Source organism: Alishewanella tabrizica (genome assembly GCF_014652375.1).
GTDB lineage: Bacteria > Pseudomonadota > Gammaproteobacteria > Enterobacterales > Alteromonadaceae > Alishewanella > Alishewanella tabrizica.
Genome location: NZ_BMYR01000005.1, coordinates 48,221 through 63,708, shown reverse-complemented (window position 1 = coordinate 63,708; position 15,488 = coordinate 48,221). Strand labels below are relative to the sequence as shown.

At 43.9% G+C, this 15,488-nt stretch carries 11 protein-coding genes; 3 read left to right on the top strand and 8 right to left on the bottom strand.

The window, feature by feature from the left end; genetic code table 11:
* The first annotated feature begins 127 nt into the window (after nucleotides 1-127).
* Nucleotides 128-718: a DUF5610 domain-containing protein gene (locus IE070_RS07025; RefSeq protein WP_189481880.1), complete on the top strand. Its 591-nt coding sequence runs from the start codon at nucleotides 128-130 to the stop codon at nucleotides 716-718.
* A 111-nt stretch (nucleotides 719-829) separates the two neighbouring features.
* On the opposite strand, the gene paeA is transcribed toward IE070_RS07025, so the two are convergent.
* Nucleotides 830-2,128 carry a polyamine export protein PaeA gene (gene paeA, locus IE070_RS07020; protein WP_189481878.1) on the bottom strand — a complete coding sequence of 433 codons (1,299 nt, stop codon included), beginning with the start codon at nucleotides 2,126-2,128 and terminating at the stop codon, nucleotides 830-832.
* A 160-nt stretch (nucleotides 2,129-2,288) separates the two neighbouring features.
* On the opposite strand from paeA, the gene IE070_RS07015 reads away from it, so the two are divergent.
* Nucleotides 2,289-4,361: a tetratricopeptide repeat-containing diguanylate cyclase gene (locus tag IE070_RS07015; protein ID WP_189481876.1), complete on the top strand. Its 2,073-nt coding sequence runs from the start codon at nucleotides 2,289-2,291 to the stop codon at nucleotides 4,359-4,361.
* 71 nt (nucleotides 4,362-4,432) lie between these two features.
* Here the strand turns inward: IE070_RS07015 and IE070_RS07010 are convergent, their stop codons facing one another.
* The gene (locus tag IE070_RS07010) at nucleotides 4,433-6,292 is read right to left on the bottom strand and encodes a sensor domain-containing phosphodiesterase (protein ID WP_189481868.1); all 1,860 of its coding nucleotides are present in this window, start codon (nucleotides 6,290-6,292) and stop codon (nucleotides 4,433-4,435) included.
* A gap of 184 nt (nucleotides 6,293-6,476) precedes the next feature.
* Here IE070_RS07010 and IE070_RS07005 point away from each other — a divergent pair, with 184 nt between their 5' ends.
* Nucleotides 6,477-8,360, top strand: coding sequence for a propionyl-CoA synthetase (locus IE070_RS07005; RefSeq protein WP_189481865.1), 1,884 nt, complete (start codon nucleotides 6,477-6,479; stop codon nucleotides 8,358-8,360).
* Between the two features lie 234 nt (nucleotides 8,361-8,594).
* Here the strand turns inward: IE070_RS07005 and IE070_RS07000 are convergent, their stop codons facing one another.
* The 6 genes from IE070_RS07000 to IE070_RS06975 all read right to left on the bottom strand — a co-directional run bounded on the left by IE070_RS07000 (nucleotide 8,595) and on the right by IE070_RS06975 (nucleotide 15,291).
* Nucleotides 8,595-8,900: a DUF6170 family protein gene (locus tag IE070_RS07000; protein WP_189481864.1), complete on the bottom strand. Its 306-nt coding sequence runs from the start codon at nucleotides 8,898-8,900 to the stop codon at nucleotides 8,595-8,597.
* A 199-nt stretch (nucleotides 8,901-9,099) separates the two neighbouring features.
* A complete protein-coding gene (locus IE070_RS06995) occupies nucleotides 9,100-11,202 on the bottom strand; it encodes a YjbH domain-containing protein (protein WP_189481862.1) in 2,103 nt (700 codons plus the stop codon).
* On the bottom strand, nucleotides 11,202-11,975 hold the full coding sequence (locus IE070_RS06990) for a capsule biosynthesis GfcC family protein (RefSeq protein ID WP_189481860.1): 774 nt from the start codon (nucleotides 11,973-11,975) through the stop codon (nucleotides 11,202-11,204). The genes IE070_RS06995 and IE070_RS06990 overlap by 1 nt, the downstream gene beginning before the upstream one ends.
* Complete coding sequence (locus IE070_RS06985; RefSeq protein ID WP_189481858.1) at nucleotides 11,972-12,676, bottom strand: YjbF family lipoprotein; 705 nt, start codon at nucleotides 12,674-12,676, stop codon at nucleotides 11,972-11,974. The genes IE070_RS06990 and IE070_RS06985 overlap by 4 nt, the downstream gene beginning before the upstream one ends.
* 93 nt (nucleotides 12,677-12,769) lie before the next feature.
* Entirely contained in the window at nucleotides 12,770-13,183 is a 414-nt protein-coding gene (locus tag IE070_RS06980) for a hypothetical protein (protein ID WP_189481857.1), read from the bottom strand.
* A gap of 122 nt (nucleotides 13,184-13,305) precedes the next feature.
* A complete protein-coding gene (locus IE070_RS06975; RefSeq protein ID WP_189482207.1) occupies nucleotides 13,306-15,291 on the bottom strand; it encodes a polysaccharide biosynthesis protein in 1,986 nt (661 codons plus the stop codon).
* Nucleotides 15,292-15,488: the final 197 nt, after the last annotated feature.

Genomic DNA, 15,488 nt, shown 5'->3' with positions numbered 1-15,488 from the left:
GATGGTATACCCATTCAGGCGTTTTTCTTATTTTGGCAATGTATTTTGATTATTTTAGAAAAACGGCTAAAGTTTAGCCAATCACGGCCGTTAACCTGACAAGGCCCAAAGTAACAGGAGTGCCGTCATGTCCAGTATCACCAAATCTGAAGTCTCGCTTAATGTTAATCGCAACCCAGCGGAAAAAGCGGAAAACACGCCGTTTAAAGCCAGCAAACAAGAGCAAAATAGGGCTATTCTACAAGCCAGTGAAAAAGTAGCGTTGCAAAGTGGCAATAACTCACTCAGTTTATTGTATAAAACAGCGTTAGAAGGCATTAATAAAGAATTAGAACCCACCCTTGGCAAAAACGCGGCGCAAAAAGTCTATGACTCTGGCATTGATACCTCACCAGAAGCCACCGCAGAACGTATCGTTGGTTTTGCCACCAGTTTATTTGCCATTTACCAAAAGCAAAAACCCACTAGCGATTCGCCCGAAGACCAAGAAAAGCAACTTACCGACTTTATGGCTGTGATCGGCAAAGGTATTAACCAAGGCTTTGATGATGCTAAGGGGATCTTAACCGGCTTAAAAGTGTTTGAAGGCGATGTCGAAACGGGCGTCGCGAAAACCTACGACTTAGTGATGCAAGGCTTGCAGGCGTTTAGAGAAAATCTGTTAGCGGCCTTAAAGCCAGCAGCAGATTCAAATAACCCTGCTGCACAAAATAGCTGAAGCAATAGCTATTATTGCAACAAACTAAGACGAACCCAAACAAATTGCGTCAATGAATACAGCAATAGGTTAGCGTGAATTTACAACGCAAGTAATACGCTAACCTGTTCGTTACTCAGTATGGATCTGTTCTATCCGCGTGACTAACAGCTGATCTATTTTATAGCTGTCGATGTCCACTACTTCAAACTTGTAGCCACCATGCAGCACAAAATCGGTACGTTTGGGGATTTTGCGCAAGGTATACATCATAAAGCCGGCGATGGTCTCGTAGTTTTCTGAATTTGGAAAACCATCAATATCCAATACCCGCATCACATCAGCTAAGGGCGTTAAACCTTCTACCAACCAAGAGCTGCTGTCTCGCGCAACAATTTGATCTTCCTCTGAGCTAACCAACTCGCCCATCACAATGCTCATTACATCTTTAAGCGTAATGATCCCCACCACCATAGCGTACTCATTTAAAATAATCGCAAAGTCGATACCAGCCGATTTAAAGTGCTCTAACACCTCATATAACGACAACGTATCCGGAATAATTAATGGCGAGCGTACAATGCCATCTTTCTTTAACGAAATAGGCTGATCGTGTAATACCTGCATTAAAATATCGCGGGTATCAACATAGCCCACCACATTGTCCAGGACCCCATCACAAACTAAAAACTTAGCATGCGGGTGTTCCGCAATTTTCGATTTAATGTTGTCTTGCGTTTCTTCTTTGGTAAAAAAGATTAAACTCTCGCGCGCCGTCATAGCCGAGGTAACCGTGCGCGATTCCATATCAAACACGTTTTCTAATAATTGATGTTCATGTTCTTGTAAAATACCAGCCTGCGCCCCTGCATCCATCATCGCCATAATATCATCTGGCGTAATATCATCTTTGCGCATAGTGGGTACATTAAATAAACTAAAGAACAAATTGGCTAACCCATTAAATAACCATACAAAGGGTTTTAACACCAAAATTAAGAACAACATGGGAGAGACAATACGAATGGCGATCTGTTCAGGTGAAATCATCGCCAATCGTTTTGGCATTAAATCGGCGAATAAAATAAATAACGAGGTAACAAAAAACACAGAGAGCGTAAAGGCGGCGGGCTGCACCCAACTTGCATCACTGATTAGCGCCAGCAATACGGCAAAATAAGGGGTAAACGCCGATTCACCCAAAATACCGCCCAATATCGCCACCGCATTTAAGCCTATTTGTACTACGGTGAAAAAATTGCCCGGATGTTCTTGTAATTGAAGCACTTTTTCAGCGCGTATATCTCCCTCAGTGGCTAATAAGCGCAAACGCATTTTGCGCGACGCCGCCAAAGAAATCTCAGAAATAGAAAAAAAGGCACTGGCCGCAACCAGTATAAACATAATAAGTAGGTATTCAAAAGCCGTCATAATGTATCCGTTAGCGAAATGTCGCATCTCATCAGCATCGCGCCGATACAAATAATTATACCTGATTTATAAGTAAATTTTTTGAAAAAGTAGACTTATTAAGCAATCTTGGTTACAACTATACATGTTAATAGCTATTAGGATTGGTTTTAGAAAAATAATGACAATAACCAAGTATCTTGCTGCGCTTTTATTCTCATTTTCCCTGTTGCTCTTACCCTCGGTAACGGCGCAAGAAACTGTACTTGGCGACACGCTGACAGCGGGTTCGGCTGCCCTGCGCGATGCCAAATTAGAACAAGATTTAGATGACTATCTAAGCTTAACCTTGGTAGATCCTGAACAAGCCAGTACCAAACTGCAACAGATCATTTCGGCGTTGCCCGAGAAAAACGCACTAGATCAAATGCAAGAGTCTGCGGTAAGGGCCTTAACCTATCAATTATTCGCCTATCTTTATCAACCTAATCCTACTGGCGTAGATGAAGTGTTAGCGACACTTAATGATATAAAAAATACCACGCAATCAGCCAATGCCTTCGTTGAAATTATGGCAGCTGAATTAGAAGTACTCACTTTTCGAAATGACAATACTCAAGCTTATATTAATGCGGAAATTCTCGCAGGTCTTGTCGCCGATGTTGAAAATCCACGCGTAAAATACTGGGTTAACGCCCTACTCGCGCTAGTGTTCAGACGCGATACCCAATATGAAAAATCGTTAAAACATTATGAATTAGCGCTAGATGCACTTAGCGGCACCAATGACAGCCGCACCCTAGTGCGCAGTACGTCGTTACGACGTCAAATTGCCATTGTCCATACCGAGTTAAAAGATTGGGCGCGAGCTCGCAGCATCTTAGAAGAGGTGTATAGCGATATTAAGCGTTATAACGCAGAACACCTGCTACCCGATTTATATTTATCCCTTGGCTTTGTTGTTGCAGGCCAAAAAGATTATGCCGCAGCAGAAGAAATAAATTTAAAAGGCTTAGCCGGTGCTAAAGTACAAAAGCAGCAAACCTTAGTACTCACCTTTATGAACAACCTTGGCTCGGTGTATATCGAACAACAAAACTATCCTGCGGCCATGAACATATTGCAAGAAGCCTTAACCGAAGCCATTGCCTTAAATGATCAAGAGAGCGTAAACCTCATTGGTTTTAATATTGGCTACTTAGATGTACTGACAGGACAAGCCGAAGCGGGTTTAACCAAAATGCATAGCGCTTTTGCATATTATCAACAGCGCAATGATAAAATTGAGATTGAAGGTTTACTTGGCTGGTTTGCCAAAGCCTATAAAGCCCTTAACGACTATCCCAAGCTCGCCGAAACCTTAGAATGGCAAATGCAGTTACGTGAAGAAATTGCCGCTGCTGCCAGTGAAAAAATCACACGCGATCTGTTAGCACGCTATGAATTAAAATCACAAACGCAACAAATCACCATTTTGCAGCAGCAGAACGAATTGCAGAATGAATTAATCAAAAACAAGCAACTGCAGCAAACCATAACCTTATTGTTCGGTTTAATTATGCTGTTTGCTGCCTTTATGCTGATTAACTTATACCGCAAAGTTCGAAAAACCAATCGCCGTTTAAAAGAAGTGAATAAACAACTCGAATTTCAATCACTGCGCGATCCGCTTACCGGGTTACTTAATCGTCGCGCCTTGCAAGATCATATGGCAAAACGCCATGCTGCTAGCGATCCGACCCCTTGCAGCTTATTGTTACTGGACATCGATTTTTTCAAACAGATCAACGACAATTTCGGCCATGCGGCTGGCGATGCAGTACTGATAGAAATTAGCCGCCGCTTAGCAACGCTAGTATCGGATAAAGAATTACTGATCCGCTGGGGCGGCGAAGAATTTTTAATGCTGCTAAACCGTCCTGAGCAACGTGATATTGATCAATTGTGTCAAAGCCTGTTAAAAGAGGTCAGTCAATTGGCGGTGACTTACGAAGGCCGCGATATCAACGTTACAATTAGCGGAGGCTTTATCAACCTGCCCTTTGCTAAGGTGCCAGAAAGCCAGTTTAATTGGGAAAAGGTACTGCAAGTCGCGGATATGGCATTGTATTTAAGTAAGGTGAATGGCCGAAACCAAATTCATTTAATCGATGGGTTAAATGTACCCTTTGCTGTTGCAGAGCCACATTTGCAATCGGATCTCAATGGCGCAGTTCGTGAAAATATGGTGAAGTCACACACCATTAATGGCTAGCTAAAAATAACTATTTAAGAACGGCTAACTAAGAAATAACTAGTTAAGAACGGCTATTGAAGAACGGCTAGTTAGGGTGCTAAAAAAGCACCACTCACTTTAGCGACATAGGCTTCAAATTCGTTTAAAGGTAAGGGTTTCGAAAAGTAGTATCCCTGATAATGATAACAGCCCATATGCAACAAGGTTTTCAGCTGCTCTACCGATTCTACGCCTTCGGCCATTACCTCTAACCCCAAGGTTTGGCCTAATAAAATAATCATCCGCGCGATGGCCTGATCATTCTCATCTGTGAGTAAATCTGCAACAAAACTACGATCAACTTTCAATTGATACAATGGCAAACGTTTTAAATACACCAGCGAAGAATACCCAGTACCAAAGTCATCTAAAGCAAAACGGATCCCTTTGGCCTGCAACACCTGCATAATGGTGACGACATTATCAAAATCTTCTACCAGCATACTTTCGGTTAATTCCAGCTTTAATACCGACGGATCAATATTGGTCTGCTGCAAAATATCCAGAACACGCTCTGAAAAATTACGTTGTTTTAATTGCTTAGCGCTAATATTAACCGATAACTCTAAACGGGCAGCGCCAGGAGAGTGCTGCCAAATAGCCAATTGTTTGCAAGCATGTAGCAGCACATACTCGCCAATTTCTACAATCAGCCCAGTTTCTTCAGCAAACTTAATAAAGGCATCTGGCCCCAGTAATCCGTGCTCAGGATGACGCCAGCGTAATAACACTTCAGCCCCTAACACTAAACCAGGATGCACCAACTGCGGTTGATAAAATAATTCAAATTGGTTTTCGTTTAGCGCCCGACGCAATTCATGCGCTAAAATCAAACGCCGATCTGCTTGATGTTGCAGTTCCATATCGAAAAAACTTAACGCATCGCCGCCCGCTTGCTTCACTTGATACATGGCCAAATCGGCTTGTGTGATCAGCGCATTGGTGTCTTGCTGCCCGCCAATAAATAAGGTGCAACCAATGCTGATGGTATTTTTGGCACGGATCGCTGTTAAGTTTGGACAATCCAAAATAGCATGCTGAAAACGCGCCGCAATGTCTGTTACAGCTTGCACCGCTTTGCAGCGTTCTGACGTAAACATTTCGCTTAGCACTAAAAATTCATCGGCACTAAAGCGCCCTATGGTATCGCCTTGCGGTAATACCGATTGCAACGCTTGGCCAATCAGTTTTAATACTTCATCGCCTTTGCTAAAACCCAAACTATCGTTTAGCGTTTTAAAATCATCCACATCAATAAACAGCAATGCCACATAAAACTGATTACGATTGCTTTGCAATTGGGCTTGCTGGATCCGATCTAACATTAAATGCCGATTGGCCAAACCGGTTACCGGATCGTAAAACGCCAAACTTTCGGCTTTAACTTCTGCCTGCTTACGTAATAAGGCCCCACAAATATTGCCTGCAATTAACGTTAACCCAGCGATCTCTGCATCAGGCCATTGTTGAATCTTCGACACCATATCAATACCAAACATGCCAATTAAGCGCGAGTTACTGCGCAATGGGATCATCAACAACGATTTAATCCCTTGGCTCGCTAATAATTGATACTCGTGCGACGCATGGTTTAACGCTGCAACATCGGTAATTACCGTACTGTTACCAACTTGCCAAGTGGCAAACCAATGCCCTAATTCTGCCGACGATAAATTTTGTAAATTCGCTTGTTGTGGCGGCACCCCAGCAGCACACCACTCGTGCGTGTTACTGGCGGTGGCTAAATCGGGGCTAAAGAGAAAGATATAACTACGATCAGAACAATAAAAGGTCCCAATGCGCGCTAAGGCGTCGTTGATAACGGCATCAACCTCACTGGCAGCACACATGGCAAAATCGGCAGAGATGGCCGCAACCAGTTGAAAAAATGCGACGCTATCATCTTGCATGCTGCTCAATGTACTACCCCTGCTTCACACGTTATATCAAAGTGTACTTGCTAATGCCCAATTGCGCTAGTTAAGCCCTTGAATGAATTGCGCACTTTTACACATTAGCCTTAAGTCTAGTTTTATTTCGGTGTAAATTCTGTACAGTGCAGGCATAACCATAACGTCCTTAAGGATTATCGACATGTCTTACCTACAAGAATATCAGGCGTCTGTAGACGATAGCGCCACGTTTTGGGCTAACAAAGCCGCTAAATTAGCTTGGTATAAAAAACCTACCGCCATCATCAGCCAGCAAAATGGATTTTATCAATGGTTTAGCGATGGCGAACTTAACACAAGCTATCTTGCATTAGACTACCATATCGAACAAGGCCGTGGTGAACAAACTGCCCTGATCTATGACTCGCCCGTAACACAAACAAAACGGCGATACAGCTATACTGAACTGCGTGACGAAGTGGCTAAATTTGCCGGTGTGTTAAAAGCTCAAGGCGTAAATAAAGGCGATCGGGTTGTTATTTATATGCCAATGATCCCCGAAGCAGCCATTGCCATGCTAGCCAGTGCCCGTTTAGGCGCAGTTCACTCTGTGGTGTTTGGTGGCTTTGCCCCGCATGAGCTGGCCGTGAGAATCGACGATGCTACACCTAAAGTGGTGGTTAGCGCTTCCTGTGGCATCGAAGTCAATCGTGTCATCAGCTACAAACCGCTTTTAGACAGCGCCATTGAAAAAGCACAACATAAGCCAGACAGCTGCATTATTTTTCAGCGTCCACAACATCAGGCAACTATGCTGGCCGATCGCGATATCGACTGGCACACGGCGATGCAAGATGCAACACCCGCTGAGCCGGTGCCAGTAAAGAGTACCGATCCGCTGTATATCCTTTACACCTCAGGCACCACCGGCAAACCCAAAGGGGTAGTACGTGATAATGGCGGCCATGCGGTTGCCCTGCATTACAGTATGCAAGCAATCTACAATATTAAGCCTGGTGAAGTGTTTTGGGCCGCATCCGACGTCGGCTGGGTGGTTGGCCACTCTTACATCGTTTACGGCCCGCTATTAGCCGGAGCAACCTCTATTCTGTATGAAGGCAAGCCTATTTTTACGCCTGATGCTGGGGCGTTTTGGCGAGTGTGTGCTGAATACGGGGTTAAAGCCATTTTTGCCGCGCCCACGGCCTTTCGGGCCATTCGTAAAGAAGATCCCCACGCCGATTTAATGAAACAGTATGATCTGTCTAAACTGGATACCATTTTTATGGCGGGCGAACGTTTAGATCCGCCAACCTATCACTGGGCGTGCGAGGTATCAGGTAAACCGGTAATTGATCACTGGTGGCAAACCGAAACCGGCTGGGCCATTTGCGCCAATTTAGCCGGTGTTGAATTATTACCGGCCAAACCGGGTTCTGCCACCCGGCCAGTGCCTGGCTATCATGTGCAAATTCTTGATGAAAATGGCCAGCCTCTGGGGGCAAACCAACAAGGGAATATTGCCATTAAGCTGCCTTTACCGCCAGGCTGCTTAAGCACTATTTGGGGCAACGCCGAGCGCTATACTTCGGGGTATCTAAATCAATTTCCAGGCTATTACAGCAGTGGGGATGGCGGCTATCTTGATGAAGATGGCTATCTATTTGTGATGGGCCGCACGGATGACGTTATTAACGTTGCAGGGCATCGCTTATCTACTGGGGAAATGGAAGAGATCATCGCTTCGCACCCCGCCGTAGCAGAATGCTGTGTTATCGGTTTACCCGACGAGCTAAAAGGCCAGCAACCCGTCGGCTTTGTGCTACTTAAAAACGGTATAACCACCGACGCAAGCATCATTCAAAACGAATTAGTGGCATTGGTCAGGCAAGAAATTGGCGCAGTCGCCTGCTTTAAGCGCGCGCTGGTCGTCCCTCGCCTGCCCAAAACGCGCTCGGGCAAAATTTTGCGCAAACTGCTACGGCAAATCGGTGAAGGAGAAAACTATCAAATCCCCTCAACCATCGACGATCCGGCTTGCTTACCCGAACTTGAGCAATTGATGAAGCAGCACGGCTTAGCCTAGCCCAATCAAGCTTATCCGGATAACTTATCGACATAACTTATCCACATGAATTATCACACGACTCTGGAACCTTACTGGAGTCGTGTAGACAAGTCGCATGACTATGTCGTGCGGCTAAGTCGTATGGCTAAGTCGTCTGTTCAAGTCGCGTGCATACGTAGTGTAAATATGTTAAGTAAATTATGTACTTGACGCTACGCTTGATGAGTCGATATAAGTGAAACGCAACAAAGGTTATTGTTGTTCAGGAAACTGCTGTCGACGTATTTTAGCGAACTGATCACGGCATAAAAAGAAAGTAATAGGCCGCGTAATTAACGGATACGCCACAATCAATACTAGCGCATAGCCAACAATAGCCCAGCCCTCGGCGCGCGCAACCATTATAAATAACACCGACAAAATAGCTAACTTCAACACATTTAACGAAATTTTCACTGGAACAGCCAACTTATCAGCGGCCATTCGTACCACCTGCATGCGCTGTGAAAAATTTAAGCCCTGAAGCTCTGGAATACTTTGGCTATTAAAATAAATCATTTAAACCACCCTACTACATAAAGCTTTTGTAAACACACAAACCAGAGTTGTGTAGCTAACCTATCGTTCGTACCAAACTTATGCGGTAAAACATCTAAATACACTGTTTTATGCATAACGTAAGCGCTGCACATTGTGTAAAGCAATACGCAATGTGTAGCGCTTAGGATTAGTGCCTCGCTGAATAATCAGCTAGCCCTTAGTCATAGAACGGAGAACGGCTCTCGGTTGCATCAATCAACTTGATTGGGCGATTCAGCGGTTGACCTCCATCACGACCAATTGGTACCCATGGTAATCGACCACGACCTTTCGCCGGCTTCAACGAGAATAAATCGAACGGAATCGAGATATAGAAGCCTTTAGTAAAGCTACCCTCGCCATAATCCGCTGCCGATGCATCGGTAATGGCTGCATAGGCACCTACAATCATGCCACTATCAAAACGCTTAGCAAAATCAAAATTCACGCCAATATCCTTGGCCAAAAAGCGGCCGATATTAAAGGTTAGGCGTGTATCTGGCAAAAACTCAGGCTGCCAATATACGTTCACATGGCCCGTCAGCACATTGTAATCGAAGAAGCTAAAATCATCCTCAAATGAACGTTGTTTCACATAGTTTAGGTCAAAACCAACGGCAAAATTGCTATCCACTGGGCGGTATAACACTTCAGTACCAATACCACCAAACATGGTTTCTAAATACCCACCATACGCCTGTGCAAAAAACGATGGTGCAATTTCGTCTTGCCAACTGCCATATAAGTTTTCAACACCAAGCTTACTGCGAGTTACATATTCACGCACAAACGTACGCACACGGGGTAACGTCGAATCTAACGCATCCACTTTAAAGTTAAACTCATCAAAGTTTTCTAATAAGGTCAATTTCGCCGTTGAGTTAATGCTGAAGTTATTATTAAAGCGATAGCCTGCACCTAAATATAACCCGCCCTGATACATAAAGAAGGTTTCAGGATTTCCAAACGACTGTACCCAAAACGTTTCTGCACCAGTATAAAACCCTTTTGCATCCGGTATATCCATCAGCGTCATCGCCTCTGGATCTGGCTGCTGCCGAACATAGGTTGAACGTATATCAGGCTGTAATACTTCATGATTTGCCGCAGCAACAAAATCGTCTACGTTAATCACTTTCTCAACCATCGGTAAAGTACCGCGGTACTCCACGACACGCACAGTTTTAATATTAGCCGGTAAGTGTGCAATTATTGATCTGGCTGTGCGCTCGGTGGCTTCTTCGTCATCACGGTAACTGATGGCGCGCCCATGCACGATAAATTGATCATCCATCAAACGAATAGCACTGGGGACAAAACCAGCGTTGAAGTACAAATCACGCACCACATTATTAAAATCCATACCGCTATTTTGTGGTTGCCTCTCCGCAGAAACGGGGATCTGTGCCGGTTTAATCTGCGGCTGCACAATAGTATGCATATTAAACTTATAATGCATACCAAAACCCAAAGTATTACCGCGTTGATAATTTAAATCGAAGGTAAGATTATTAAGCTGGTACACCGCACCAATATTCCAGCGACTATCTTGCGGTAAATCACCGGCCTTATCTCGTGAATAATTATTCCCTTCATACTCTAGTTTTAGACTAAGAGGTTGCCAAGGTGTTTGATAGGCTATCCCACCAAACAACGACGCAGGTCCTTTAAAAAACTTTTTATATTCAATTTTACCGCCGCCTTGGCTAAAGCCACCCGGACGATTACAGAAACTGTCGCCGATCTCACAAAACGGATTTTGCGTATTACCGGCGGTACCCAAGTAACCCCACCCCATGCCAAGGTGAAAATCAAAATCGCCTAAACGCTTACTAAAGGTAACAAACTCACTTTCAAATAAACCCGTACCACCAAAATCACGCAAGCCTACGGCCACTTCAGGTAAATATTGGCTCTCTTGCCAAAGACGAAGTTTTACATCTAAGCCTTTATCTTTTAGCGTTTGATCACCACTAAATCCCGGAGAGTCACTGTATAGTTGAGTTCTAACATCGGTATAACGCGCAGTTGTCTCTAGCCAAGGAAATAATTGAATGCTGACCGTCCAAAAACGATACTCTTCATTGTCAGTATAATTAAACGAGATATCACCATAATCGGCCATACGCGCTGTAGGGGTTTGTAATAAACCCACCCCACCATGAATAGCTTGAGAAGCGCCTGACCTAGGCAACTGCCACGTTGTTGCCTCTTGTGCAGCCGCTGGCATACAGAGCAACGCTAACGTTGAAAGCTTAAAAAAAGGCATTTTCTTTAACATCAATAAACCCTATTTACCACTAGCGCTAACAACAGCCTATTTAGCTCTGCTAACTTAGAAGAGAACACCCCTGTTGCAAAAGGCACAAATATGACAGACCCTGGCATCACCTCTACGTGACCGGCGTTCCAGTTTTGCTTTCCTGCCTCAACAATTTTGCCATCAGGTTGAATAATATAAACTTTTGAACGATCTGCATTATCAAGTAAATGTGACGCTAACGGATAATCTTGAATAGACAAAACAGCTTGATGACGCAGTATTGTTGTTGCCGTTACTGCCCCCATCAATAAAACATAATCGGGTCGTGCTTCAATATTTAGGATGTAGTGACCAGGCTCAAGCCGGGGATTAAATTGGGGATTAGCACGAGCCAGATCATAATCAACTGGTATTGCAATACGCTGTGCTATTCGCCAACTGGCAACATATTTTGCGAAATCGACAAAAATTGCACGCTCTTTAGCATTCGTCTCCAACGCCAGCTGTTGCAAAAACGTAATTACCTGCACTTGCTCAGCTGTTTTAACTGGCGTGGTATCAGTATCGGATCCAGTTGTTGGAGCTTGCGTGTTGACTCTAAACACTCTACTTGCTGGCCAATACCACTCTGACGTTAGCGCTACTGGCGCCAAAACCTCAGCCAAACGAGGCGCTTGCTCATAAGAAAAATCTTGCTTGTTTATTGTCAACTGTACCGCTGACCAAGCTGAACTTGAACCTAATAACAGAGATAACAGAATGCCCTTTAGCCCTAATACTGTTCGTTTCATATTGCATCTCCCGCAATTTGCACACCAGACTGCTGTAATTGCCGTGCTATTTCACTTATAAAAATAATTTCATAGGCTGGCGTGCCCGGGGCTAATTGCTGTTGGCTTTGTAAAAGCTTACCTGAAGTTTCGTCGTACCAAAAAATATTTTGCCAAGCGCCATCAAATCGTAAATAGGCCGTAGGATTATCATAACGTAAGGTTTCAATGACTTTTTTAGCATTGATTTGCTGACCGAAAAAGGTAAGCGTTTCATTTGCTTGCTCAGTAAAAGTAGAGGTAACGGTATAACCAAATTCGCCGGCAGACCAATCTAACTGGCGTGTCCACTCACTATTATCAAAGCGCTTTGCTTTAATGGGATCGGCAGTCCGGTTACTGGTGTGTAGCAAATCGTTCGGTAAACCAAGGCTACGCACAATTCGGCCCTGCTCAGTAACAAGGACGATATTGTTAGCAGATGTCCATTTAAACTGCGCTTGTTCAATAAATAAGAGGCCCATCACCGCACGCGGCTGATCGCCCAATCTAACATAAAGATAATCGGGATTAGGGGCAGTTAATTCAGAAAAAGGTAGTGCGGCACCTGTTGCAGGGGTAAAAGCCAGCTCAAACATTTCAGCATAGGTTCTGTATGTTCCTGCACAGCCAGTTAATAAAGCAACTAAACACAATAGAAAAAGATTTTTAGAAAAAATCATAAATGCAGCAGATCCTTGTTCATAACACAGATCGTGTAACCAACGAATCAAAAAAAAACCGCCTATTAAAGGCGGTTTTCGTAAAAAATCACATTAAACGCGCGTAACGATAGCTGGGTAAGTAATAACAACTGGCACAGTGATAGTGCTTGTTGCTGTGCCCGTTCCTGTTACAGTAACGGTTGAGCTAGTTGTAGTACATACACCGGCCACAGGAGCAGCATCACCCGTCTTACACACCAAAGTAAACTGCGGTGGAGTAGTTGTTGTTACTGTACCTGGTGGCGTTATTGGCGGCGTAGTAGGTAATACACCTTCTGCTTGCGCATTAGAAATAATGGCCGCAGCAACAGCAACAGTTACACCAATAGCAGCAGCACCAGCAATACCAAATGCAGTTAAATTCGCTGCACCAGTTCCTGCAGAACCCATAGTAGTTGCATCTTCTTGAGCATTAACACCCATTGTCATGCTTAAAGCTAAAGCAGCGATAGCAAGTTTCTTCATACATCGTCCCTCATTAAATTAAACCCGTTTGGGTGTTATAGTAACTCATTAAACTTATGTTAGCAATTTACTTTGCTCATATTAGCATCAGAAATTCAGCACAAAAAACAAGCAAAATATCGCTAAGCAATTTGCTGTTTACCTTCAACACTTTTCAATACTGATGTCAAATGGCGGGCATTTTCTACACTAGAAAGTGCCGTCATCTGTGCTTTGGTTTCAACGGCACACGCCGCATTCACTACTAAATCACTGGTCGCGCAGCTGTAATTAAACTGTGTTGGTGCTGAGCGAATGAGCTCGATAATTTCTTCTACTGCAAAACGCTCACAGCAATCATCTAATCTATTCAGTAAATGATGCATTTGTGGCCAATCTAAATAGGCTTCATCAGCAGCCATTATTCGCGGATGTCCTGTAGCGCGAACATTGTCACCTACCAGTAATTCCTCGTACAATTTCTCACCAGGACGAAGACCGGTAAAAAGAATTTCAATATCGCCATCAGGATGTTGTTCGTCTTTAATTTCTAACCCCATTAAATGCACCATGCGTTTCGCAAGTTCGGCAATTTTAACTGGCTCACCCATATCCAAAACAAACACATCGCCACCTTTGCCCATTGCACCAGCTTGAATGACTAGCTGTGCCGCTTCAGGAATGGTCATAAAATAGCGAATAATATCTTTGTGTGTAACCGTAATAGGCCCGCCATTACGAATTTGCTCACGAAATAGGGGAACAACCGATCCAGAAGAGCCCAAAACATTACCAAACCGCACCATACAAAAACGTGTACGTGATTGCCTGTCAGCTAACGATTGCAAAACCAGCTCGGCCAGACGTTTCGATGCCCCCATCACATTGGTTGGGCGAACCGCTTTATCTGTAGAAATTAACACGAAGGTTTCAACACCCGCTTTTATTGCAGCATCAGCGGTATACCAAGTGCCAAAAACATTATTACGTACACCTTCAGCTACATTATACTCAACCAAAGGTACGTGTTTATAAGCCGCTGCATGATACACCGTTTTAATTGAGAAAGAGCGCATTACGGACTCTAACCGGTTAGAACGTTGCACTGAGCCCATCACAGGCACAATTTGTGTCTCTAGATTGAAATCGCGAACGTGTGCAGAAAGTTCTTGTTCAATCGCGTACAAAGCAAACTCACTAAGCTCAAATAACACAAGAACATTGGGTTTGCATTGCAATATTTGCCGGCAAAGTTCAGAACCAATAGATCCCCCAGCACCAGTCACCATAACGGCTTTACCCGCAATGTTCGCGTTCATTAGTTCAGCACGAGGGGCAACGGGATCTCTGCCAAGTAAATCCTCAATTTTTACATCTTGCAACTCATCGATTCGCATACTGCCATTAACTAAATCACTCATACCTGGAATTGACAATACCGGAATAGGCAAGTCTTCAAGCTTTTCAAGTACTTCTCGACGACGCGCACGGGTAGCAGATGGCATAGCAAGTAGCACACGACCGACTTGTTTGCTTTTAATAATTGAACCAATTTGATCAGGCGATCCAACAGTAATGCCCAAGATAGTTGAGCGCTGTAAAGTTAAATCATCGTCTACAAACATAACGGGGTGATACTGCTCCCCGTTCATCAAAGCTTGAGCAAGTTGCCGGCCTGAAGAACCCGCGCCATAGATTAGCACAGGTACTTTCGAGGTGTTGTTGCCTTGGGTCAGCAGCATACGTGCTAATAAACGCAAACCGCCAGACGTTACCAATGCAATAAGAGAATAGACGATAATTAGATTGGTTTTTTCATGCACATCAAACAATACGAACAAACCACTGAGCAAAGCGGCACTGGAACAAATACCAATAAGAACGGCACCTAGCGCATGCTGGCCTATATAGCGAATAACAGCGCGATATAACCCCAAACGAACAAAAATATACAGAGTAACAGGCAAGGTAATCAAAAACGCAGCTGTTATCTCCGATACAGATGAACGCTCACCGTTTTGCGTTAAGACAAACGCCACTACAACAGACAGAACTAAGAAGATAATATCGAGCAAAACTGAAATTAATCGTTTATAAGCTCTAGGTAACTCAAGCAACCATGCAACCATCATGCACTCCATTTTCCATCGATTAAACCTCGATGAGATGTATCTAAACAAGTCAAGTATAGCACTGAATCAAATTAATCGCGACAATAGCCACTCTCACCAAAAGAGTCAACAAACAACATTGATTAACCCAACATAATACAGCTTAAATTAACCCAAACTTAACAGCTCAGCGGAGCTTATCGAGTTTATTACAC